20 protein-coding genes are annotated in these 23970 nt (G+C 56.1%); 16 read left to right on the forward strand and 4 right to left on the reverse strand.

Features of this window, described 5'->3' with window-relative positions:
- The first annotated feature begins 136 nt into the window (after positions 1-136).
- Positions 137-2119 (forward strand): radical SAM protein, encoded by a 1983-nt coding sequence (locus VFX97_01080; protein HEX5701792.1) that lies wholly within the window; start codon positions 137-139, stop codon positions 2117-2119.
- A 340-nt stretch (positions 2120-2459) separates the two neighbouring features.
- The gene (locus VFX97_01085) at positions 2460-2975 is read left to right on the forward strand and encodes a hypothetical protein (GenBank protein HEX5701793.1); all 516 of its coding nucleotides are present in this window, start codon (positions 2460-2462) and stop codon (positions 2973-2975) included.
- Between the two features lie 336 nt (positions 2976-3311).
- On the opposite strand, the gene VFX97_01090 is transcribed toward VFX97_01085, so the two are convergent.
- Positions 3312-4301, reverse strand: a complete 990-nt coding sequence (locus tag VFX97_01090; GenBank protein HEX5701794.1) for a hypothetical protein — start codon at positions 4299-4301, stop codon at positions 3312-3314.
- 179 nt (positions 4302-4480) lie between these two features.
- On the opposite strand from VFX97_01090, the gene aroB reads away from it, so the two are divergent.
- From aroB to VFX97_01145, 11 genes are all read left to right on the forward strand, one after another.
- Positions 4481-5632 (forward strand): 3-dehydroquinate synthase, encoded by a 1152-nt coding sequence (gene aroB / locus VFX97_01095; protein HEX5701795.1) that lies wholly within the window; start codon positions 4481-4483, stop codon positions 5630-5632.
- A 7-nt stretch (positions 5633-5639) separates the two neighbouring features.
- Positions 5640-6029, forward strand: a complete 390-nt coding sequence (locus tag VFX97_01100; GenBank protein HEX5701796.1) for a hypothetical protein — start codon at positions 5640-5642, stop codon at positions 6027-6029.
- 274 nt (positions 6030-6303) lie between these two features.
- Complete coding sequence (locus tag VFX97_01105) at positions 6304-8040, forward strand: hypothetical protein (GenBank protein HEX5701797.1); 1737 nt, start codon at positions 6304-6306, stop codon at positions 8038-8040.
- Between the two features lie 60 nt (positions 8041-8100).
- Positions 8101-9219, forward strand: coding sequence for a GNAT family N-acetyltransferase (locus VFX97_01110; protein HEX5701798.1), 1119 nt, complete (start codon positions 8101-8103; stop codon positions 9217-9219).
- A gap of 571 nt (positions 9220-9790) precedes the next feature.
- Entirely contained in the window at positions 9791-10960 is a 1170-nt protein-coding gene (locus VFX97_01115) for a hypothetical protein (GenBank protein HEX5701799.1), read from the forward strand.
- A 229-nt stretch (positions 10961-11189) separates the two neighbouring features.
- On the forward strand, positions 11190-12083 hold the full coding sequence (locus VFX97_01120; GenBank protein ID HEX5701800.1) for a pepsin/retropepsin-like aspartic protease family protein: 894 nt from the start codon (positions 11190-11192) through the stop codon (positions 12081-12083).
- Positions 12084-12441: 358 nt separating this feature from the next.
- Positions 12442-13065, forward strand: a complete 624-nt coding sequence (locus VFX97_01125; GenBank protein ID HEX5701801.1) for an NAD(P)H-dependent oxidoreductase — start codon at positions 12442-12444, stop codon at positions 13063-13065.
- A gap of 20 nt (positions 13066-13085) precedes the next feature.
- Positions 13086-13472, forward strand: coding sequence for a VOC family protein (locus VFX97_01130; GenBank protein HEX5701802.1), 387 nt, complete (start codon positions 13086-13088; stop codon positions 13470-13472).
- 111 nt (positions 13473-13583) lie between these two features.
- Positions 13584-14291, forward strand: coding sequence for a DUF3592 domain-containing protein (locus VFX97_01135; GenBank protein HEX5701803.1), 708 nt, complete (start codon positions 13584-13586; stop codon positions 14289-14291).
- A gap of 29 nt (positions 14292-14320) precedes the next feature.
- Positions 14321-15391 (forward strand): caspase family protein, encoded by a 1071-nt coding sequence (locus VFX97_01140; protein ID HEX5701804.1) that lies wholly within the window; start codon positions 14321-14323, stop codon positions 15389-15391.
- A 15-nt stretch (positions 15392-15406) separates the two neighbouring features.
- Positions 15407-15898: a DinB family protein gene (locus tag VFX97_01145; protein HEX5701805.1), complete on the forward strand. Its 492-nt coding sequence runs from the start codon at positions 15407-15409 to the stop codon at positions 15896-15898.
- A gap of 88 nt (positions 15899-15986) precedes the next feature.
- On the opposite strand, the gene VFX97_01150 is transcribed toward VFX97_01145, so the two are convergent.
- Positions 15987-17978 (reverse strand): S8 family serine peptidase, encoded by a 1992-nt coding sequence (locus VFX97_01150; protein HEX5701806.1) that lies wholly within the window; start codon positions 17976-17978, stop codon positions 15987-15989.
- Positions 17979-18383: 405 nt separating this feature from the next.
- On the opposite strand from VFX97_01150, the gene VFX97_01155 reads away from it, so the two are divergent.
- The 3 genes from VFX97_01155 (at position 18384) to VFX97_01165 (ending at position 20606) form a co-directional block, all read left to right on the forward strand.
- Complete coding sequence (locus tag VFX97_01155; protein HEX5701807.1) at positions 18384-18776, forward strand: hypothetical protein; 393 nt, start codon at positions 18384-18386, stop codon at positions 18774-18776.
- Positions 18777-18833: 57 nt separating this feature from the next.
- Positions 18834-19343: a zinc-ribbon domain-containing protein gene (locus VFX97_01160; GenBank protein ID HEX5701808.1), complete on the forward strand. Its 510-nt coding sequence runs from the start codon at positions 18834-18836 to the stop codon at positions 19341-19343.
- A gap of 138 nt (positions 19344-19481) precedes the next feature.
- A complete protein-coding gene (locus tag VFX97_01165) occupies positions 19482-20606 on the forward strand; it encodes a S41 family peptidase (GenBank protein HEX5701809.1) in 1125 nt (374 codons plus the stop codon).
- A gap of 54 nt (positions 20607-20660) precedes the next feature.
- On the opposite strand, the gene VFX97_01170 is transcribed toward VFX97_01165, so the two are convergent.
- Positions 20661-22664 carry a radical SAM protein gene (locus tag VFX97_01170; protein HEX5701810.1) on the reverse strand — a complete coding sequence of 668 codons (2004 nt, stop codon included), beginning with the start codon at positions 22662-22664 and terminating at the stop codon, positions 20661-20663.
- Positions 22665-22736: 72 nt separating this feature from the next.
- A partial coding sequence (gene rpoD, locus VFX97_01175) for an RNA polymerase sigma factor RpoD (GenBank protein HEX5701811.1) occupies positions 22737-23970 on the reverse strand: 1234 nt, incomplete at its 5' end.

Below are 23970 nucleotides of genomic sequence, written 5' to 3' on the forward strand. Positions count from 1 at the left end.
CGGCGAGCCAAACTATCATGAGGGCTATCGCCGATGTCTCATATTCTTGATTTGCGGCGACTAATACGTGGTTTTGCGCCCTAATAACCCCGGACGCGCGTGAGTGCGTCTGGATTGCGCTGAGGAGTAGCTTTCATTGTTTAGCGATCAATTTCGTCGAGGCGAGTCAGATAAAGGCAAAATGCCTGGTGTAACCGGGTCGAAAGTCGTCTCGGCTCTGTCAGGTGTTGCCTGGAAGGCTTTTCAATCCGTAAACCGCCTTCTCCCCGAAGGTGAAGCCATCCGGCCCAAGTGGGCGCCGGGGCCACTGCTCAAATCCTACGAACGAAGCGCGCCGCCGCTTGGCTTCCCCAGAGAAACCGATTCGCTGTGCCCGCGTTGCGTTAAGGAAGTGCGCACCGCTGTGATTTCCGGCGAGACCACGCTCGAGACGCTGATGCACCAGCATCCCGGCGAACTGAAAGCGCAGATTCTGGAAGAGAACGGCCAGGTCATCATGCGGAAGACTTGTCCGAAGCACGGCGAGTTTACGGACGTGATGTCTACCGACCCGGCATTCCTCGAGCGAATTGAATCGTTGTTCTTCGGTCGAGACTTTCGCGCTGCGGAAGACAAAGACGTACATAAGCACGGCACTTCAAACATCAAGTTTGGACGTGGGGCGGTGTTGACCGTTGACCTGACGAATCGCTGCAACATGATGTGCGATCCATGCTTCATGGACGCGAACCAGGTGGGATACGTTCACGAGCCGACCTTCGAAGATACGAAAGCGATCCTCGATCGCGCTGTCTCGTTCAAACCGCGCCGCCAGGTAATCATTCTTTTCTCGGGTGGCGAGCCGACGTTATCGCCTTACTACCTCGATGCAGTGGCGTACGCCAAGAAGACCGGCTTCTATCGAATTCTCGCCGCCACCAACGGAATCCGGTTCGCCGAAGATATTGAATTCTGCAAAGCTGCAAAGGCGGCTGGTCAGCACGGCGTCTACTTGCAGTTCGATGGCGTGGGCGAAGAGAAAAACAAACATCGTGGGGTTGGCAATCTGTTTGACGTGAAGGTGCGCGCGATCGAGAACCTGCACAACGTAGGAATCAAAGTCACGCTGGTCGTCACTATCGTCAACAGCATCAACAACGATGCGATTGGACAGATCGTTGAGTTCGCGGCCAAGAATATCGACAAGGTCCAGACGATTGCTTTCCAACCGGTTTCATTTACCGGCCGCGATGAAGACATCTCAGACGAGATGCGAAGCAAGTGGCGTTACACGCTCGCGGGCATGACGCACGATTTAAAGGACCAGCTCGGCGGACGTATTCAACCGCTGCGTGATTGGTTCCCGCTCTCGTCTTATTCGGCGTTCACCAGTGTGATGGACATGCTACAGGGTGCGGATGCGCCTTGGGGCTGGTCGTCATGTAATTGCCATCCGAACTGCGGCATCTTCACCCTCGCCGTGGTGAATAAGCAGACGGGCGACTTCCGATCGCTGTTCGAGTTTTTCAACTACGAACAGTTTATGAAGGACGTCGCGGTGATCACCGATACGGCGCGCGGCAAGAAACTCTCGTACGCGCAGCTGGGCATGGCCATCATGCGCAATTTCGACGCGAGCAAAGCGCCGGAAGGCTTTCCGATTTCGCAAATCATTAATCTGTTCAAGCCTTCTTCGACGAATTCAAATTCGGACCGCAACGATCGCATGACCAGCGCCGGCCAGGACACCCTGGCTGACAATTGGCGCGTGCTCTGCGTCGAAGGCATGTGGTTCCAGGACCTGTTCAATTACGATTTCCGGCGCACTGAAATGTGTGTGATTCCATACGGCACGCAGGAAGGCGAGATTTCATTCTGCGCTTACAACACCGGCGTCGGTTGGCGGCAGATTATCGAGAACATGCACAAGACCGCGAACCTGTCAGAGTGGTACAAAGAAAACGAACGCCATCCGGTTTATGCCGCCGGTCATAACGTGCCGAATATTCCGAAGAAGCATTCGCTGAGTTTGCCGATAATAAACGCTGTACTCGCCGAAGACATCGAAGAGAAGCCTATTAACATTTCTCCCTACCTGGTCGAAGAACCGCAGCCGGAACAAGAGGCTGTGGGAGTCTAGTTAGAGTTAGCCACGCTCTCTCCAGATTTATCTCTCCTCGTTCAAGGCGACTCTCCCCGTTTTTCTAAAAACACCGAAGTACCTGAAACGCAAGATCGAGGACGACGAGAAGAACCGTTAGCTCGCTTTGCGTGGTATTCGGTTTGCCCTTCCCGGGAAGGCTTTGAGATTTCCCCGGGAGGTTCGAACTTTGAAAAGAGCAATTTTCCTAACGTTACTCTGTTTGCTGACAGCGTCGGCGGTGCGCCCCCAGAGCGCTACCGAGACATCTGGCGCAGCAAATCCTGTCCAAGAGTCGCCGGCGGCCACCGCCCCAGCGCCAGGACCGCAGTTTCTCGAGGTGAAAATCCCTGCGGGAACAGCGCTCGATATCCAGGCCACGCACGACGTTAGTTCGAAGGACGCGAAGCTGGGCGATCTGATTAGCTTTCGCGTACTGGTGCCGGTCAAGATCGGCGATTCGATTGTGATTGGCAGCAACGCGCTCGTGACCGCCCAAATCGCCAAAGCGAAACGCGCCGGGCACTGGGGTAAGGCCGGTAAGCTTACCTGGACGATGCGAGACGTCGTCGCAGTTGATTTGACACGCGTGTCACTGATGGCGAATCCGGATTTTCCCGGAGGTCAACAAGGAGTGACGGGACAGAGCCACGGCGCCGAAGTGGCGACGAGGACGGCAGTGATGGGCGCGTTGCTGGCCCCGACGATCGTGGGAGCGCCGCTCGCCTTGATGCATGGGTTCAAGCGCGGCGAACAAGCTGTGCTGCCGGAAGGCAAGCGCTTCGTTGTTTACGTTCAGAAGGACACGATTATAAAAATCCCAAACGAAACTAAGGTGCCGCGCATCGATCGTTGAAACTTCGGATCTTCGGAAGAATTAGCTTCCACCATTAATCTTCAATAGGACGTATGTGTCCTGATTGAGAGATCTTTCATTGGCGACGTAACTCTCATTCACACCTCGCTTCAGCGAGGTGTTCAGAGGAAGAACCAACGCTGGTAGCCGTTTCAACGGCTTAATGGAAACGGTTAAAACCGTTAACTTGGGGAGTGGCGTCGCAGCCACTCGCTAAAGCGAGGTGTGAATGAGAACACGAACTGGCGAATCCGGTTCCAATTCTCTTGCAAAAAAAATGGCGCGATTCCCGAGGAATGGGGAATCGCGCCGTCAAGTCACCCGCAGGAAAAACTTTTACCGCTGAGGCACCGGAGGCGGTGCGCCCTGGGGAACGATCCACAATTCGATCATCCAATTCTCTCTCGCCCCGCCCATCGTGACGGTGAGGCGGCTGGCGTCGATGCCGCGCGAATTAACCAGGTAATCGGAAATTCGCGTAGCGCGCTCTTGCGCGGCGTTTGATTTCGCCTTCCGGGCTGGATAGACGATGATGTAGGCCTGCGCGCCCGGCTCGTTCTGCATTTGAATCGCGTAGTTGTCTAACCGAGCTTTCTCATCGTTACGCGCGATGTCGTAATACTCATCGAACTTGCGCGGCTTGAGGTCGATCGGCAGTGAAACTGAGCAACTCGCCGGGCAAGGCATTCCGTAACCCTCAACATCCAACGTCGCCCGAATCGTCTGACCAGCTAAACCGGCCGTATCAACGGTGATGCTGGTTGTGCCCTGACCGCTGATGATGCGGCCGGCGGTGATCGTCCAATTGTAAGTCGGGGTCACGTTGCCCGAGCCGCCGCTGACATTCGCGCTGAAGGTCACCGGCGCATTCTCACTCGCGGAGTCCGGACAAGATACGCTGACCGTCGGGCAGCTGGGCGGTGGCAGAGGCGGTGGCACCACCGGACACTCAGTCACAACCACGGCTACCGAAGAAAACGCTGCGCAGTTTGGATCACCTTCGTCAACGTCGACGACGGCCTGGTAAACACCGGGTCGCGCGCCGGCCAGGTCCCAGGTGACGTTAGCGCCGGTTCCGGAAATCCGGCCGCCGTTGGCGGTCCACTTGTAGTTCATGGCGTTTCCGGAATTCGACCTCGCATTCGCGTTCAACCGGACGGTCGACGCGTCGCCTTCGCAATTGCGAACGACGGATGGTTCAGCCATCAGGGAGAGCGAAGGCGCGCCCGCGCCGCGCGTTCTCTGCTGCGCCGCCGACGACGTCGCGAATACACCGATAAGAACTGCGGCGACGGTACCAAACAGTAAAGTCTTGCGAAGTATCATGTTAAGCCCTTTCATCTGGCGGCCCGGGCAATTGAGCCGCCGGCCTTCGATTTGCGCAGCCGAAGCCTCCGCGCCTCTGGAAACCAGAGATAACTAGCAAAATAAAAGAGCCAATTGCGGCCGCATTCCAAACGGGCTGGGCTTTCGGAGACCGCCCGGCTGTAATAAAGTCTGAGCCCATGCCCACCGTCCGAGTGCGCCTGCCGGCGAAATCAAAGACTTACGACATCCGAATCGGCGCCGCATTGCTGGGCGACCTGGGACCGGCGATCCGCGAAAGCGGCGGCCAGACGGCGCGCACCGTCGCAATCGTCTCCAATCAAGCCGTTTTCAACTTATACGGCAAACCAGCGATCCGCAGTCTGCGAAGCGCGGGCTTCACTGTCAAGCCTCTGCTCGTGGGCGATGGCGAGCTTCATAAATCATTCCCAACTCTTGATCGGGTCGTTGGATTCCTTGCCGAGAACCGGCTTCAACGGAGCGACGTCGTCGTGGCGCTTGGGGGTGGGGTGGTCGGCGATCTTGCGGGCTTCGCCGCAGCCGTTTATCTGCGCGGCGTACCGTTCGTGCAAGTGCCGACGACACTGCTTGCGCAAATCGATTCGTCGGTTGGCGGCAAGACCGGAATCAACTTGCGATACGGAAAGAACCTGGCCGGCGCGTTCCATCAGCCGGCTCTGGTTATGATCGACACAGACACTTTGCGCACGCTGCCACGACGCGAGCTGACTGCGGGGTTCTGCGAGATGGTGAAGCAGGGTGCGGTCGGCAGCCGCAATCTGTTCGATCAAACTATGCGGCTGCTGCGCGCGGGTACGCACTCCTCCGGAGTGCTGCAAGCCGGAGGCATGCGTACCGACCTGGCCGCCACCATCGCGGCCCACGTTCGCTTCAAGGCTTCCATTGTCACCGGCGACGAACGCGAGGACGTTTCACGCACCGATCGGCGCTCACGTCGCATCCTGAATTTTGGCCACACAACGGCGCATGCGCTCGAAAAAGTCACGGATTACCGGCGCTTCCGTCATGGCGAGGCGGTCGGTTACGGAATCCTGGTCGCAGGCGAGCTGTCAAAAAGTCTAGGCATGCTCCCGTCCCGCGAGTTAGAATTGTTGCGCGAGGCGGTCGCGTTGTGCGGGGCGCTGCCGAGCGCTGACGATCTCTCGGCTGTTCAGATCACTAAAGCGATGACCGCCGACAAGAAGGTCGTTGAAGGGAAATTGAAATGGGTCCTGCTTGAAAGGATCGGCAAACCCCGCATTGTTGATTCCGCGGAAATCAAACCGAGCGTTCTTCGCTCTGCTCTAGCCGCAGGCTTAAGATCGAAATAGTTTTGCTATGAAAAACCAAACACTTCACCACCGAGGCGAACGCGGCGGCGCGCGCCTGAAGCTCATCATCTTTCTGGCCATTGTCGCGATCGCCGGTTACGCCGCCGTTATGTACATTCCTGTGGCCGTCGACGCGTACTATTTCAAGGACGCGATGCAGAACAAGGTGAACCTGGCGGCGGCCCAGGGCTACGACGGAGCCTGGCTCACCGATCAGATTTCCAAGAGCAAGGCCGACCACAATGTTCCAGACAACGCGGTAATCACGCCCGCCCAGAAAGAGGGGCGCATGGAAGTGCGCGTGCAATTCACCCGGCCGATTTCAACCCCCGTTTTCACCTACAACTATGAGTTCGATTACACCGCCCAGAGCACGACGTTTCTGACACCGAAATAGTTCGAGAGAGTTCGCTTTATTCGTTTGCACCCCTTCAGGGTGCCGAACTCTACTCTGGCGTTCCGGGGGCTGCGCTTCGCTGCGACCCCCGGCTACTCTCTAGCAACCCTTCGGGTTGCAATCCTGTTGTGCCGTTGACCGGCCGAACGAACACTCGTCGGGTGCCTACACCCTGCTGAAGCGAGAGGGGGGTGCATGAGGCCTGACGCGCGCCAGGCTGACGCACGAATGGTTTCTTGCTGGATGGCGGGGATTGCCATATCCTCTCGCCGCCATGAAGAAGAAGAGCTTTATCGTAACAATCGCGTCTTTGATCTTTGCGACGGCCTTTGCAGCTTCGGCATCAGCCCAAAACAAGCTTCGCTTCGAGATTTCAGTTCCTGCCGCGAGCAGCGCGAAGCCTCTTGATGGGCGGATGCTTCTCCTCATTTCGAACAACAACACGCGCGAGCCGCGGCTGCAAATTTCCGAAGACCCAACCACACAGCAGGTCTTCGGTATCGACGTCGATAGTTTAAACCCCGGCCAGACCGCGACGGTCGACGCCGGCGCCTTCGGTTATCCGGTCAGATCGATTTCGCAATTGAAGCCGGGCGAGTACTGGGTGCAGGCGCTGCTGCACGTTTACGAAACCTTCAAACGTAAAGACGGGCACACCGTGAAGCTGCCTATGGATCGCGGCGAAGGCCAGCAATGGAGCCGCGCGCCGGGAAATCTCTACAGCACGCCGCTCAAGCTCACCATTGATCCGGGCAAGGATGCATCGATCAAAATCACTCTCGACAAGATCATTCCGCCGATTGAGCCACCCAAAGACACGAAATACATCAAGCACGTCAAGATTCAGAGCAAGCTGCTCACTGAATTCTGGGGACGGCCGATGCACATTGGCGCGCACGTGCTCTTACCCGCAGGCTTTGACGAACATCCGGATGCGCGTTACCCGCTGGCGATTTTCCACGGGCACTTTCCGGCGGACATCGGAAACTTTCGCGAGACGCCGCCCGATCCAAATCTCAAACCTGACTACAGCGAGCGCTTCAAACTCGAAGGCTACAACCGCATTGTCCAGGAACACGCGCATCAGTTTTATAAAGAGTGGACCGGGCCGAACTTTCCCCGCATGCTGATGCTCGAGATCCAGCACGCGAATCCTTACTACGATGATTCGTACGCGGTGAACTCGGCTAATCTCGGCCCGTACGGCGATGCGATCACTTACGAGTTGATTCCTTACATTGAAGAAAAGTTTCGCGGCATCGGTAAAGGCTGGGCGCGCTTCATGTACGGCGGATCGACGGGCGGCTGGGAAGCAATGGCCGCGCAGGTGTTCTATCCCGACGAATACAACGGCGCGTACATCGCGTGTCCCGACCCGATCGATTTTCGCGCCTACATGGTCGTCGATATCTACCGGCATAAAAACGCTTACTACATCGACGATTCGTGGAAGAGAACGCCGCGGCCGGGCAAGCGAAACTATCTGGGCGAGCTGGCAGCGACGATCGAAGACATGAATCACATGGAGCTGGCCTTGGGAACGAAGAGCCGCTCCGGCGGGCAGTTCGACATCTGGGAGGCTGTCTATTCGCCGGTGGGCGCCGACGGTTATCCCAAACCCATCTGGAACAAGCTGACCGGAGAGATTGATCGGTCTGTGGCTGAGCACTGGCGCGAGCATTACGATCTTGGTTACATCCTGAAACGCGATTGGCAGAAGCTTGGGCCGAAGCTCGCCGGAAAACTTCATATCTATGTGGGCGAAGCAGACAACTATTATCTAAACAACGCCGTGTACCTGGTCGAAGACTTTCTCAAGACGACGAAAGATCCTGCATACGGCGGCGAAGTCGATTACGAACCTCGCGCCGAGCACTGTTGGAACGGCGACCACACTCGTCCCAACGCGCTCTCGCGACTGCGCTATCACCAGATGTTCATGCCACGCGCGGTTGAGCGTATGTTAAAAACTGCACCACCGGGAGCGGATTTGAAGAGTTGGCGGTATTGATAGCCTGCGAGGCAGGCTCCCGTCCGCTCACCGGACTAAAATGCGAAGAGGATTACGCCTATGAATGTCAGGCCACTTACCACTGCTGAAGAGTTCCAGCGTTATGTTGACTTCGGACAGGAAGTCTATCGCGACAATCCGCATTGGGTCCCGCCAGATGCTCATCATCTGACAAAGATTCTGGCCGGTAGAGCCGGCTTCGGCCCCGAGCTGCAGATCCAGCCTTTCTGGGCCGAGGACAACGGCCGTGTGTTAGCAACGGTCACGGCGGCGACGAGTCCGGTTTACGACCGGCACTGGAACGAACGCATGGGCCATCTTTTCTTCTTCGAGGCGTTGCCCGATCAGAATGAAGCCGTAGAGTCGCTGCTGCGCGCGGCGGGTGACTGGCTCAAGAGCCGAGGCTGCGAGGCGGCGCGGCTGTCGATGCTGCCGGGAATTCAGATGCCTTACACCATTGACGCTTCCGACCAGGTGCCGACCATCTTCCACACTTTTAATCCCGCGTACTACCACAGTTACATCAAGAACGGCGGCTTCGTAACTGAGAAGGGCGTCGTCCAGTATCAGATTCAATTCACTTCTGAATTGGCTGAACGCTATCGCGAAATGGTTGAGCGCGTGACCAGCTCGGGAATCTCACTGCGCTCCTGTGACTTCGAACGGCTGGAACAGGAGAATGAAGACTTCACAAAGATCTTCAACGAGACTTTCAGTGCGCATTTCGGATTCATGCCCCTGCCGGTTGAAGTCATGCGCGGCCTGACGGTGGAAATGAAAGATCTGTTGGTGGCCGACTTCATGGTTTTCGCTGAGGCGGACGGGCAAACCGCCGGCGCTGTTTATTCGCTGCCCGACCTTAACCAGGCGCTTCATCCGATGCGAGGCCGGAGCATCGAAGAAAACTTCGCTGAGTTCCAGCAGCACCTTGCGAAAGTGGATCATGGCGTCCTCCTGGTTATCGGCGTGAAGAAGGAATACCGAGGGCGTGGTGTGAATCTGGCGCTGGCTGCTAAGAGTTATCTCGCGATGATTGAGCGTGGCTACAAGACTGCCAGCTACACAGTGGTGATGGATGATAACTGGCCCTCGCGAAAGACCGCAGAGAAACTCGGCGGCCGTGTAACAAGAAACTTCGACATCTATCGGAAAGAATTGAATGCCATGCTAAGAGTCTGATCGCCGTTTCACACAGGGAGAAGGAAACCCGAGCCCTATGATTTCCGGCGAATCTTCATTTTTTGGTTTCAACGTTTCTGCTTTAAACGAAGTATAGGTATTTGAAAGATTGCATTTGACTTTGGGAAATTCGAACCCGGACCACTGGAGTCATTCAATGCTGGTTAGTTATTCGACGCTCAGAATACCTTTCGCCCCCCTCTTACTTTTACTGCTTTCCACGAGCTCCCTGGCTGCCGATGTCGAAGGTAGTTGGGCTGGAACTTTTATTTCGCCCGGCAGTCTGGCAGCGATCCGACTGAAGATTACAAGCCAGAAGGACCGGGCAGACTCTAAGCTAATCGTGAATGTCTACGGCCAGGAAAGCGTCGCACCGGTTCAGAATTTCGTCATCCAGGGCGCAGACGTTTCCTTTCAGGCAGAAGTATTTAAAGAGCAAATTAAGTTCTTCGGTAAGTTCCAGAACAACGCCCTGAGCGGTTCGATTGAACTTGTTGCAAACGACCGGCCCATTTCGGGAAATTGGAACCTGAGAAGAGTCGATGATTCTTTTTTGAGCAAATCGGCTGAGTTGGCGCCCATTGTTCCCAGGGGCAAAGTTGAACTCCCAAAACCAACCGGTCCATTTCCGATTGGCAGACGCACTTTCCATTGGACGGATGAAAGTCGGGCGGAGGCAATAACTCCCGACGAAGCAGATCGACGCAAACTGTTTGTGCAATTGTGGTATCCGGCCAGATCGAGCAATCGCGGTGCGGCGGCAGTTTACTATCCTGATGTGGAAGAACTACAAGCCAAAAACCCTAATCTCAACGTCCTTCGCGCGATCCGCACTCACGCAAAGGCAGACGTTCCACTAGCTAAATCCAAAGCGCCGTTACCGCTGATCATTTTTTCACCAGGTCTTGGAAATAGTATTTCCAGGTACGCGACGATCATTGAGAATCTGGCCAGTAACGGATACGTCGTAGCGGCAATCAATCATGCTTACGATGCGGAAGACTTCAAATTCTCTGATGGTGTGATTATTCGTTACGAAACCAGTCTGTGGGACAAACCGGTTTCGGATTCCTGGACGGCTGACGCGCGAAAACAGTTTTTCGATGAACGACGCTTAGGGTGGGCGCAAGACACTTCGTTTGTGATTAATCAATTGGACAGGTTAAACCGTGACGGATTTTTCCAGGGGAAGTTGGATATCGCCAACAGCGGTGCTTTAGGACATTCGTTCGGCGGCCAATCAGTAACGATCGCTTGTGCTGAAGATCTACGGTTAAAGGCGTGTGCGAATCTTGACGGTCTGGCCCAGGGCAATGCCTTCCTGCCTAACTCGAAAGGCGAGAATTTAAGACAACCCTTTTTATTCTTCACGAAGAATTCGGTTGCAACTGATTATGAGCTGACCATCATGGGCCTTAATCGGAGCGAATACGATGCGAGAGACCGCCGCCGAATGCTCGAGCTTTGGAAACCTGCTCTCAAAGACCGTTTAGCGGTCCTCAAGCAAGGCGCTTACTTCGCCGTCGTTCGTGGCGGCACTCATAGAAGTTTCAGCGACATTCCTTTGCTCGAAGCAAATCCAACGAATGAGACGCTCGCCGAACGACAGTTCCGGGCAAAAGTCATTAACGAGTATATTTTGGCTTTCTTTAATAAATTTTTGCGAAAAGGGAATTCATACTTGCTCGACGGTCAAAATCAAACCCGTCCTCAGGTTGTTGTGGAAATTCTGAGAAAATGACTGAAACTGAATACTGACTCCCGCTTCGACCACTGCTCAGCCACTGCGATCGATTGGGCGCCGCATCTCGGCTAAATCTTCATTCATATGGCAGAATAAGCGGGTGAGATATCGCGTTAATTTGCGCACGCTCATACTGACACTCTCAGTCTGGGTTTTAGTTCTTTCATTTCCGCCAAGTCCTTCCGCTCAGTTGCCGGACCAAGGCTCTTTAAATCGGCAACGTCAGGTGGCGCCGCATGCTCGGTTCACGTCGGGCAACAGCGCGCTGAACATTCCCCTCGAGATCGATAACAACATCATCCTGATGCAGGTGGCCGTGAATAACTCAAAGCCGCTTCGTTTCATCTTCGACACCGGCGCGTCGCACACGATACTTCATTCGCGGCGCGGGTCCGAATTAGGATTGAAGCCGGAGGAACAAGTGAGCGGCACCGCGACTGGTGGAGCTATTGAAGGCAGTCTTACATCGGGCGTTTCGTTGAAAGTTGCCGGCGCTGAAGTCTCGAACCAGCAAATTGGGATGATCGATTTTCCCGTGCCACCCGGGTTCGAATTCGACGGAGTGATCGGTTATGACTTCATCAATGCTTTCGTGGTTGAGATCGATTACCTGAAGAAGATCATGAATCTGTACGACCCGCGAACTTACTCGTACAGAGGCCGCGGCGAAGTCATTCCCCTCGTCCTGGACGATCGGAGAATTCCTCTGGTGCATGTCACGATCACACCGCCGAAAGGCGCTCCGTTCAACGCTGTACTGGGAGTGGACACAGGCGCCGACCGCGCATTCATCTTTAACAATTCGGTCGTCACGAAACACGGATTGGTTGCGGCGATGACCGAGATTAAAGAGAGCACCGGTCGTGGCGCGGGCGGTGAGCAGCAAATTGTGGTCGGGCGAGCCAAAACCGCTCAGCTGCGTAAACTTGTTTTCACTAATCCGACAGTCGGACTCGTACGTCATCCGGAACGTGACGGCGCGGCTAAGGAAGGTGACGGCGTGATCGGCGGCGAGATCTTTCGCCGCTTCAAAGTAATCATCGATTATTCTCGCCGGCAGATGATTCTCGAACCGAACAAGGACCTAAACGCCCCCTATCCCATTGATCCGGGTGAGTAAGGCCGCGGAGCGGGCGTCAGCATAAAGTCTAGCACCCCAGCCGAGCTGCTCGGCCAGGGGCCCCGCCCTGGGGTGAAGCGGAGCGGAACCCGAGGATCAAGTCACCGAACGCGACGAGCCCGCGCAGCGGGTGACAGCCCTGGGAGTACAATCATATGCGAATCGTTTCGCAGCAAATCCGCTGTATGTTTTGAATGCTAACGCAATTGAATATGACGATCGCAACGTCTGATGTTAGGCTGTCGCCCGCTCCGCGGGCTCGCGCGAATGTTTGCCGACGCTTCCTGGGGCTTGCGCCCCAGGCTTTACGCTGACGTCCGCTCCGCGGACTTCGTCGAACGGATATATCACTTGGCTGATGCCTGTTATGGACACTTACCTGGACAGCAAACTTTTCCTGCCGCTAATCCTCGGCACCAATCGGAAAGACAGAAAAAGTGTCTTCGTCGCGAATTGGCTGCACGGTGAGATGGAAAAGCGGCCCGAGATCGAAACGCAACTTTTCGATGTGATGGATTTTGCCCTCCCGCAAGACGACTACGGAACCGGAATCAAGGATGCCTTTCCTGAATGGCGAGACGCGATCAATCGCGCCGATGGACTGGTGATTGTCACGCCGGAATACAACCACGGCTATCCGGGAGCCTTGAAAAGCGTGCTCGATCTGCTGCTCAAAGAATACGTCCACAAAGCCGTTGCGCTTGTGGGCATCTCGGGTGGGACTTTCGGAGGAACCCGCGTCGTTGAGTCGCTGGTGCCGATGGTGCGCGAGCTGGGTCTGGCCGTGACGTTCGCCGATCTCAATTTCCCGAAGGTGCACGAGAAATTCGATCAGAACGGCGTCTTACTGGATTCCGCGTACGGGAAAAGAGTCAAAGATTTTCTGGATGAGCTTGTCTGGATGAGCCGCGTCCTGAAATGGGGACGCGAGAACCTGCCGTCGAAACACCATCCATTGCAGGACGCTGAAGTAGCGAGTTAAGCGGTCCACTGTGAATTGCGATGGCAATTCAACTCGATCACATAATGATTCCGTCGCGCGACAAAGTCGCCGCTGCCAGGCTGCTCGGAGAGTTGCTCGGAGTGCCGTGGTCGGAAACGACCGTCGGCCCATTCTCGGCCGTGTACATCAATGATGGATTGACGTTCGACTTTGATGAATGGACGGATCCGTTTCCGCTGATTCACTACTGCTTTCGCGTCGGGGCAGATGAATTCGACGCGATTCTTGAACGGATCAAAGCCGCCGGCATAGCGTATCGCAGCAATGTTCACGGCTCGGTCGATTTTCGAATCAACACTTTCAATGGCGGCCGGGGCGTGTACTGGAACGAACCTGACGGACATCAATGGGAGATGTTAACCGTTAGTTACGCGCGCGAAACCTAGTCAGGTTAGAGCAGCTTGTCAGGCAAAAGACCGCCGGGCGGCAGCAGCAAATTCACAATAATTCCCGGCGCAAAATCCATCAACCAAACCGTCAGTTTTGTGATCACAATTATGGACATTAACAATCTTGGTTGGATCATTCCCGTGGCGATTGTCGGATTCACATTCCTCATCCTTGCACTGGTGTTTGGCGCGATGTTTTTTCGCTGGCGAGTCAAACAGCGAATTCTGCAAACCGGCGTGGCCGCCACCGCCACCATAGTCCGACTCTGGGATACCGGAACACGCATCAACGACAACCCGCGCGTGGGCCTGCTGCTGCAAGTTCAACCAACCACGGGCGCTCCGTTTCAGGCTGAGGTAAAAGAAACGGTGTCAATCGTGCAGATGCCCATGTTTCAACCGGGCGCGCAACTGGAAGTGAAGTACGACCCGGCCCAGCCTACGAACGTGGCGATTGTCAGTGTAATCGGTGGCTCGAGCGCGGACAGCGGTCCGGGGTTGATGAACAGACAGCAAGCCGAGCAACTGCTGTCGCGATATCAGGCAGAGAACGAGCGCATCCTCAGCTCAGGCGTGTCCGCGCCCGCGAAGATACTTCAATACATGCCGATGGGGGTCAACGTTAACGGCAACAATCCCGCGGCCAATTTGATTGTAGAAGTGCAACCAGCAGGCGCCGCTGCTTTCACGGCTCAGGCGCACGGCAATGTGATTGCCGAAGCGTCCGTGTACAAGTTTCAGCCCGGTCAGATGGTTACCGTTCGATACAATCCTGAGGACTTGACGGAGATCGCCCTCGAACGTTCAGGTTTGTGATGCGCGTTGGTCGCGGTAAGGAGGACAACATGCTCGTAAACTTAAATACCAAGAGACGAAATTTGATGTTCGTCCTTATGTTGCTGGCTTTTGGTTTACCCGGCCTGGCGCACGCGCAGTTGCGCGACAAACCGTGTCCGGTTCTGTACAAGACCTACAAAGATAACCGCGAGACGAATCCGGACGTCGCTTACGAAGCTGCGTCGGAATTTCTGAAACGATGTAACAACACGGATCGGACCGTGAAAGCTTGGATGGATGCGTACGAAAAATCGGCGTACGAGGAACCGGCTAAGAAAACTGAACCTTTGCCCCCCGCAGCGAGAACTACCGAAACGCCGGCCGAGGCTCCGATTGTTAGTCCCGGCCGCTACTACGCCTTAGTCATCGGCAACAATTCCTACCGCCATCTGCCTAAATTGGAAACCGCAGTCGCTGATGCGCGCGTAGTCGATTCGATTTTGCGCGAGCGATACGGCTTTGAAACGAAACTCATATTGAATGCCGGCCGGCAGGACATCTTCCAGGCGATCAGTTTCTACCGGCAGAAACTCGATCACAACGACAACCTGCTGGTCTACTACGCGGGTCACGGTCACTTTGATCGTGAGGCTGATAAGGCATACTGGCTGCCCATCGATGCGCGGCGCGAAGATAGCGCCAACTGGGTGAGCGCCGACGACATCACCAGTAACGTCAAAGCCATTCCGGCCCGACATGTTTTGATAGTTTCAGACAGTTGTTACTCGGGCACGATTTATCGCAGCCTGGGATTGGCAGTCGGAGAAATTTCTGAGCGCGACCGCTTTCTGCAAAAGATGCAGGCGGGGAAATCACGCACCTTGATGGCCAGCGGTGGGAACGAGCCGGTCGCCGATGGCGGTGGTGACGGGCATTCGGTTTTCGCGCGAGTGTTTCTTACCGGACTTACGAAAATTGAGCGCAACAGTTTTACCGGTGCGGAACTGTTTCGCGATTTTGTTCAGGAGCGGGTGGCGGGCAAAGCAGATCAGACCCCGGAATATAATCCGCTGCGGAACTCAGGCCACGAGAGTGGCGATTTCGTTTTTGTGCGCAAGCAAGCCGCCAAAAAACCATAGAATACCAACCCAACGATGCCGGATCCTCAAATCTCTCTACTTCTTGATTTGATCGACCAGGCGTTCGATCATCGCGCCTGGCACGGGACAAACCTGCGCGGCTCAATTCGTGGATTGCGCGTTGACGACGTGACGTGGCGACCCGCGCCCGGCCGGCACAACATTTGGGAAACCGTGGTGCACGCGGCTTATTGGAAGTACATCGTGCGTCGCCGAATTCTCTCGGAAGCGCGTGGTTCATTTTCGTTGGAGGGCTCGAATTGGTTTGTGCGGCCGGCGGATGGCAAATCGACTGAGGCTGATTGGCGTGATGAGGTGAAGCTGCTGGTCGAAGCGCACCGCAGCATGCGCGCCGCCGTGGCCGGAATGACCGATGCGCAACTTAAAGTCACGCCGAAAGGCAGCAAGGTCAGCAACGACGCGATCATCATGGGCATTGCATCTCACGATCTTTATCACGCCGGCCAGATTCAGTTGTTGAAAAAGTTGAGGAGAGCGGAAGATTAAGGCGCGCCTCAATCTCGGTCCGCTCTCCTGGCCTTTAGAGGTCTTTTCGGTGCGACGTCCTCAGAAGCGCGTCGCAGCGGTTCCCGTTTTACGGAGTGGCCCCGTCCTCGTAGACCACTGGCATCCCGGTCGTATTGTCGCCCTGCACCATCACATGCGTGGCCCAGACACGTTGAGAGCGCAGAATGCCGTTACCAAAGACGAGGCTGTCGGAAACAATGATGCCGTCGCCAATCACGACGCCGTCTCCCAAAAGAATCCCATCGCCCAGCACGACCCCGGTGCAGAACAGTGTGCCGTGACCAAGGACACCGCCGTTGCTTGTCCAAATGCCGTCGCCGATCACGACGCCGTCACCAAGCAATATGCCGTCCCCGATCACCACACCGTCACCAATTACGACGCGGTCCCCGATTACTACGCCGTCGCCGATTACGACACCATCACCGATCACAACGCCCTGCGCGTAATAAGTCTTATATTTTGTAATCAGACTCGTGCCGGTCGCGTACCAACGCGGGAAGAAAATACCGCGCGCCCAGGTGAATGTGTGGCCGGCAATCGTGGTTTGCGGGGCCGGCAAGGTCGTTGTCGTCAGCATCGACGTACCGGCAGGTGTAGTGGCGGTCAAGTCCGTGCGCACGAGCTTGGCGAGCTGCACTGCTCCCTGGACATTCAGTTGGCCGGTGCCCTGCTCGAGCATGTTGTAGCCTTTCAGAGGCTGCGACGTGTACTGAAGAATCATCTTCACCATGTTCGGTGTCAGCTTGGGGTTTGCTTGAAGCAAGAGAGCTACGGCGCCCGCAGCCACTGGCGTGGCCATCGAAGTTCCGCTCAACAACATGACTTTGTGATTAGCATTGCTGCCCGGTGTGACTTCCAGCAAACTGTGCTCTCTGACAATCGAATTATTCAGCGCCTCGGCCCCAATCAGCTTGTTGCCCGGAGCAACGATGTCCGGCTTGATGACGTGGTCGTAAATTCTACGACCATCGACCATCTGAAAACTTCGGGTCGGCCCGCGTGAGCTGTAGGTTGTCACTGCGTCATCGGCGCGCGATTCCGTGTCAAAGGTGTTCGAGGCTCCGATAGTTAGCGCTGTGGGTTCGTTGGCCGGGCTGTGAATCCGACCATAAAACTTTTGTCCGGTCGAGTCAGTTCCATCGTTGCCGGCCGCCGCGAGCACAACGATGCCCGTGTCTACGAGCTTCCGTACGGCGAGGCAAAGCGGGTCGATCCTGTACGAGTCAATTGCCGGCGCGCCAATGCTGAGGCTGACAACACGAATCCGATATTTCTGATAATTCTTTTCGCCGAGCGGCTTATTCGGATCGACGGGCGCCAAAATCCATTGCAGGGCATTGAGAACGTTTGAGGTTTTACCGATGCCTTGTGAATCAAGCACTCGCAGATTGATGATCTTTGCCTCGGGCGCGATTCCCGAGTACGCGCCGCTAGCGATGTGAGCCGGCGCGGTCGCGAGTGACGCCACGTGCGTTCCGTGCCCGAAGGGATCGTCGGTGCGGTTCTCTCCGGTGAAGTCTTTTTGAAAGGCGATGTCGCCAACGCCGTGGTGGTCCTTGTCGATACCCGAATCAAGGATCGCGATATTCATGTCCTTCCCTTTAAGGCCGCTGTTGCCGTTTTGCAAACGCATATCGCGGGCGCCGGTCGCACCCTCAACGAAGCCGAAAGATCGAACTTCCTGATCGGGCGAGGCGACTTCGACCTCATCGAACCCCGCGAGTTCTTCCACTACAGAAGCGGGAAGCTCGACGGCTATCGAAGAAAACTGTTCGAACTCACCTTTTACTTTGACGCCGTTGCGTTTGAGCAGCGTCTTTAGCTCGCCTTTGGGTTTCTCTTTGAGTCGGAGGATTACGGATACTATTTCGCCGTTCGAGCCGGTGCCGGCCAGGCGCTGGCGCATGGCCTGTGAGATCTTGTCGCCCTTGTTCCTGGCCGATTTCGCCGCGGATCTTTCACCGCTGAACACGCTGAACGCGACACCTGCGGCGACAGCGATTAAAACCAGGAGCATCGTCAATCGAACGGTTTTGGTGGGTTTGGCTTTTTTCATATCTCCTTCGGGAACTCCGATTGCCCTCTGCCGCCGCGCCGGCACTTAGTCTGGTAAGTGCACGCCTGCTACTGCTTTCGCGAGCAGCACGCTCTTCTCGCTGATACTTGAAAGATCGCGCTCGAGACGTCTCGAGTCGCAGCACACTTTGCGAGTGGTGTGCCGTGCTGGAAAGTGGCAAACCTTCGATTTCTAAGGCGTTCCCGCATCGTTAAAGGTTTCTCGTTGGAGGCGGCTGACCGATTCGTTCAAAAAGACTTGACCATCACTTCAGTTCGACGCGCGCTACGGCCGTTTGTTGACCGTTGCGGCAGGCTTTCAAAAAAGCGAGCGCGCACTTTAGAATCTGCGTAATTTCGGTTTAATGACTTCCAACCGAAGTGACTTGCCGGGTCGCCACGCACCATGAGATTCGAAGTTATTGCCGCATTCATTCTCGGCGCTTTGCTCCCGGTACTGGAGACTTGCCGTCGAGGCGTCGGTCACTGGACGGTCGAGTTCACGACGATGTTCGAGGATTACGTGGCTGGCGCGTTGCTGCTCATCGGCGCCTGGGCGACGTATCGCGCGCGTTCATGGGGAGCGTTGTTTCTGTTGCTGGCGTGGGCTTACTTCACCGGCTTAATGAGCAGCAGCTTCTGGTATCAGCTCGAAGAAACCATTAAGCAAACTTCATCCGAACCGAATAACTTCATAGTGGTAATTGTGAAGTTTTTGTTGTGGGCCACCTCTGTCACCGCGTTGTTTCTTTCCTTCCGGAGCGCGTCGCGCAGGTTCCGGCTCGGCACGCAGGATTGAAACTCAGACGTTCGCCCTTGCGTAAGTGAATATATCCACCTCTTAACGAGACCTCCGATGTACTGCCCGAATTGCGGAAACCAAAACTCACCTGACCAGAAATTTTGCCGATCGTGTGGTCTGGGCCTGCAGAAGGTCGCCCAGACGCTAAGCGAGCAACTGCCAACGAAGCTCGACGTGTCGCTTCAGCAGAAGAAGGAACGGTTTGAGAAGTTAGGCGTCGCCGCATTGAGCATTTTCGGCGCCGGCGTCGCCATCCCGCTTCTTTATGGAATCTTCTACAAAATGATGTATGCGCAGGGAAAAGTGATGGCGGGACTCGGATTGCTCGCACTGATAATTGTTTTGGGTTGCGGCTTACTCTCAGTGATTCTGTTTGCCAAAGCGAACGAAGTGAAAGAGACGCCGGCGAACCGGCCAACACCGGAACCAATAGATTTGAAATCGGCTGATACTCGTGAGCTTCCCGAGTACACAGCCCAACAAACTCCCCCATTCAGCGTGACTGATCGCACCACAGAATTGCTGGCTGAGGAAACTAAAGCCCAGGCCAAAGGGAACGGTTAGGACCTCAACGAGCGGGCAAGATCATGAAAAAGCTCTTATCTGAGAGAGACGGTTTCAAACCCGTGTTGTTGGAACGCGAGCCCGGCGTCCAGCGTGAACGTACTGTTTTCCTGATTTCTTAAGCCGTTGGTGAGCCCAATGAAACTACGCGTCATTCCTTCGATCGTCGTGCTTCTGCTAGTTGGTTCGTCAGCACTCGCGCAACGGCCACCTGACATACCTCTGAATCCAGCCATCAACCGGCAAGTTGTCGAAGGCGCCATCCGGGCCGTCAACAAGTATTACGTTTCAGCCGACGTGGCCAAGCGCGTTGAAGATAATCTGCGGGAGCGATTGCAAAAAGGCGAGTACGACAAGATTACGAGCGCGTACGATCTGATGGATGCGCTGGACGCACACATGCAGGGAGTTAGCCGTGATCGTCACCTGGCACTGGCTTACAGCTATCGTCCTGAACCCTTACTCGAAGGCCGTGACTTTGACCCGGAAACTGCCGCCGAAAAAACGGAGGGTCGCACGGCGGCTCGTGCGAGAAACTTTGGATTTGAAAAGGTCGAGCGTCTGCCGGGGAACATCGGATATCTGGAAATGAACAGCTTTGTGCGCCCGGAGTTCAGCGGCGAAACGGCCCGATCAGTCATGGACTTCGTCGCGAATACAGATGCGCTGATCATCGATCTTCGCAGAAGCAGCGGCGGGTCCGCTGACATGGTGTTGTTCCTCGCGAGTTACTTCTTTGATGAGGAGCCGTTTCATCTTGGCGACTGGTTTGTGCGGGCGGAGAATCGAACGCAGCAGTGGTGGACATTGCCTTACGTGCCCGGCAGCCGTTACGTCGGCAAGGACGTTTACATCCTGGTCAGCCGCAGATCCTTTTCCGCAGTCGAAGGTCTTGCCTCGATCCTTCAGCATCACAAGCGGGCCACCATCGTCGGGGAAAAAACGAGCGGTGGAACACATCCGGGAAGAATGGTGCGGGTTCATCCGAACTTTGCGGTCTTCGTCCCGATGAGTTGGTTTATCTATCCGACCGGGACGCCTTCAGTTCCCATTGACCGGCCCGTTTATCCGACCACGAAAACCGATTATCAAGGCACGCCTGTGACGCCAGACATCGCGGTTCCAGCCAATCAAGCGCTCAAGCGAGCCCACTTGGAAGCTTTGGCTAAGAAGTTAGCGCGAGAGCCCAGCCAAAAAGATCGTCTGGAACCGCTTATTCAGGGATTGAAAAAAGAGTTGGAAGAGATGACTCCCAAGCCGTAAAGCACCCCCGGGAGGCCCGGGAATCTTGTACGCACCGGAGGCGGTAGCCCGCCGCTAAACAGAGGCTGGAGAAGGGTTGGTCGCGAAGGCTTTCAATTGCACGAGCGCTGCCGGAGCTTCGGCGAGCCAGGTCGTCGGACAGACCCCGCACCGAGTGCATTGGTTCACGGAAGGGCAGGGAGCCGTCGATGCAGCTTCGTGAGAACGTTCATGTTCGCGTTCCATGAAAGGACGCGACAGGCCTGAGTCCACAATTTCCCAGGGGAGTACTTCATCATGCGCGCGCGTGCGGCTGGTGTGAAAATGCGCGTCGATGCCGGTTTCGCGGAGCGCGGCTTTTAGGTCGCCGTCGAGCCGGGCCGAAGCTTCAATCACTGGCGCAATACGCCGATCGCCGGACGAGAACAGCGCCTGTTCATGCGCGATACGTGCGGACATCGCACGGACTTCGACGTTGGGAATGCGCGCCAGGTTCTTGCAGACCCACTTCAGACGGCGCTTCATTTCCTTTTCATCGCAAATCGCTTCCCATTGAAACGGCGTATTCGGCTTTGGCACGAGGCCGTTCAAAGACGGAATAATCTTACCGACGCGACCGAAGCGCTTGCCGGCTTCGAGCATGCGATCCTTGATGCGCTCGACCAGCTTAACCATCTCTTCCAGGTCTTCATCAGTTTCCGTTGGCAGACCGACCATCAGATAAAGTTTCACCGTCAGCATGCCGCGATCGAAAACCGCGCCACAGATATCGACTATCTCGTCGTTCGTCAGGTTCTTGTTGATTACTTTGCGCAGGCGATCTGATCCAGTTTCCGGCGCGACCGCGATCTGCTGGTCCCGCGACTCAACCAGGGCGTCCAGCAGCTCTTCCGAAATCTGATCGAGCCGCAAAGACGAAACCGAGATTCGATAATCCATCGCGCGCAGGCCTTGGAGGATTTCGCTGATCTCCGGATGGTCGCAGACGGCAGTCGAAACCAGGCCAATCTTGTCGGTTTTCGCGCGCCATGTTTTTGCTTTCGCCAGAATGTCTCGCGCCGGCACCACGCGCGGCGGCCAGTAGTTGTAACCGGCCCAACAGAAGCGACAGCCCTGCGAACAGCCACGCGAGATTTCAACCAGGAAGCGATCACCCATCTCGGCCTGCGGCGCAAAGATCGTGGTCGAAGGCGCGAAGACTTCGTCGCGCTTGAGCTGCGCCACCAGGTCGTGTTGCTCGCGTCGAATGGCCCGGCGCAAACTGCCTTCTTTCGGACTCTCTGCGGAAATGGCCCGACCGACACGCGGCGGCACGCCTTCTTCAGTGGGAGTGTAGGCGTTTACCGTTTCGTCATCGTTGTAGCTGACGAAGTAAAGCGAAGGCACGTAAAAGCCGCGGCCCTCTCGCGCCAGCGCCAATAAAAGTTCCGCCTTCGATTCGTATTCGAAAAGAGCGTCAACCAGCTTCGGCCCGAGAATCTCGCCTTCGCCAACGCCAATCACATCGGTGAAGTCGGCGATCGGCTCGGGATTCAGAAACGACGCCGCACCGCCCATGACGATCAGCGGATCCTGCTCGGTCCGGTCTTTTGACCACACCGGCACGCCGCTCATTTGCAGCATGCGCGCCATGTTGACGTAATCAGTTTCAAACGAAATTGAGAACGCGATGACGTCGAACTTGCGAACTGGCGATTGCGACTCGAGTGAAAGCAGCGTCGTCCCCGTCCGTTCGTATTCCGCGAGTTCGTTGATCCTGCTCTCGGGTTTTCTCTTTTTGACGTTGTAGCCGGAGCCGTTGCGTGAATACTCTGAACCGCCGTTCGGCACGCTGCGCGCTGAAGAGGAGTGTTCCTCGACGGAGAAACCTCTGGAACTGTCCGGCAGGAAAACTCTCTCGCACGAAACTTCCGGGATGTTATTGAAGAGTTCGTACATCGCCTGAAAGCCAAGGTTCGCCATACCGATCGAATAGACATTCGGATAGCAGAGCGCGATGCGCAGTTTCGCGCCGCGCTTCAGCACCCAGCCTTCTTCGCTGGCGAGCTTTCGTTTGTAGCTTTCGACGATTTTTTTCATACAGGTAGTGGCACAGACATCAGTCTGTGATTCAACCGGGAAATCACAGACTGAAGTCTGTGCCACTCAATGCTAATTATGCTGTACCGTTTCCAAAAACGCCTTGAGTTTCCGTGAGCGTGAGGGATGGCGAAGCTTGCGCAGGGCCTTAGCTTCAATCTGCCGGATACGTTCGCGCGTGACCGCGAAATGTTGGCCGACTTCTTCCAGAGTGTGTTCCGAGCCGGTCGTGCCCAGACCAAAACGCATCTTGATCACTTTCTCTTCACGCGGCGTTAGGGTCGCGAGCACTTCGTCCGTAATCTCGCGCAGGTTTGACGCCACGACTGCGTCCGAAGGATTCAGGATCGATTTGTCTTCGATGAAATCGCCAAGGTGCGAATCTTCCTCTTCACCAATCGGCGTCTCGAGCGAGATCGGTTCCTGCGCAATCTTCAGGACCTTGCGCACCTTCGAAACCGGAATGTCCATCTTCTTCGCTATCTCTTCGCTGGTTGGTTCGCGCCCCAGTTCCTGCACGAGCGCGCGCGAGGTGCGAATCAGCTTGTTGATGGTTTCGATCATGTGCACGGGGATGCGGATTGTGCGCGCCTGGTCGGCGATCGCGCGGGTGATTGCCTGGCGAATCCACCACGTTGCGTACGTCGAGAATTTATAGCCGCGCCGCCACTCGAACTTGTCCACGGCCTTCATCAGCCCGATGTTGCCCTCCTGAATCAAGTCGAGGAATTGCAGCCCGCGGTTGGTGTACTTCTTGGCGATGGAGACGACGAGGCGGAGGTTGGCCTCGATCAGCTCGCGCTTGGCCTGCGCCGTCTCGGCCTCGCCGGTGACGACCGCCTGGAGCGAGCGCTTGATCTCGACCGGCGAGACGTGGTGCTCGGCCTCGACCTGCTGGAGCCGCTTGCGCGCGTTCGTGATGTGGCGCTTGTAGTCGCGCTCCTCGTCGGGCCGGATGCGCTTCCTGCCCAGCTTCTCGGTGTTGGTGTTGATCTCGTTCTCGGCGATGCGGATCTCTTTGGCGACCTTGCGGATGGCGTTGATGAGCTGCTGGCGCGCCTTCTCCGTGAGGTTGAGGAGCTTCATCTCCTGCGAGATTTCGAGCCGCATCCGCGCCACCTTGCGCCGCAGCCGGAGGAGCTTCTTCGACTTCTTGCCGCGCAAAAGCTTCTGCTCGGCCCGCAGCTTCTCCCACTCCTTGAGCCCCGCCTTGAAGACGCGCCGGATGTTCTCGACGCCTTCGAGCGTCCACCGCAGGTATTCGTCGGCCTTATCCTCCTGGCCCGTCAGCTCGGCCTGCTCGGAG

The sequence above is a fragment of the Pyrinomonadaceae bacterium genome (assembly GCA_036277115.1).
In the GTDB taxonomy this organism is placed as follows: Bacteria; Acidobacteriota; Blastocatellia; order Pyrinomonadales; family Pyrinomonadaceae; genus UBA11740.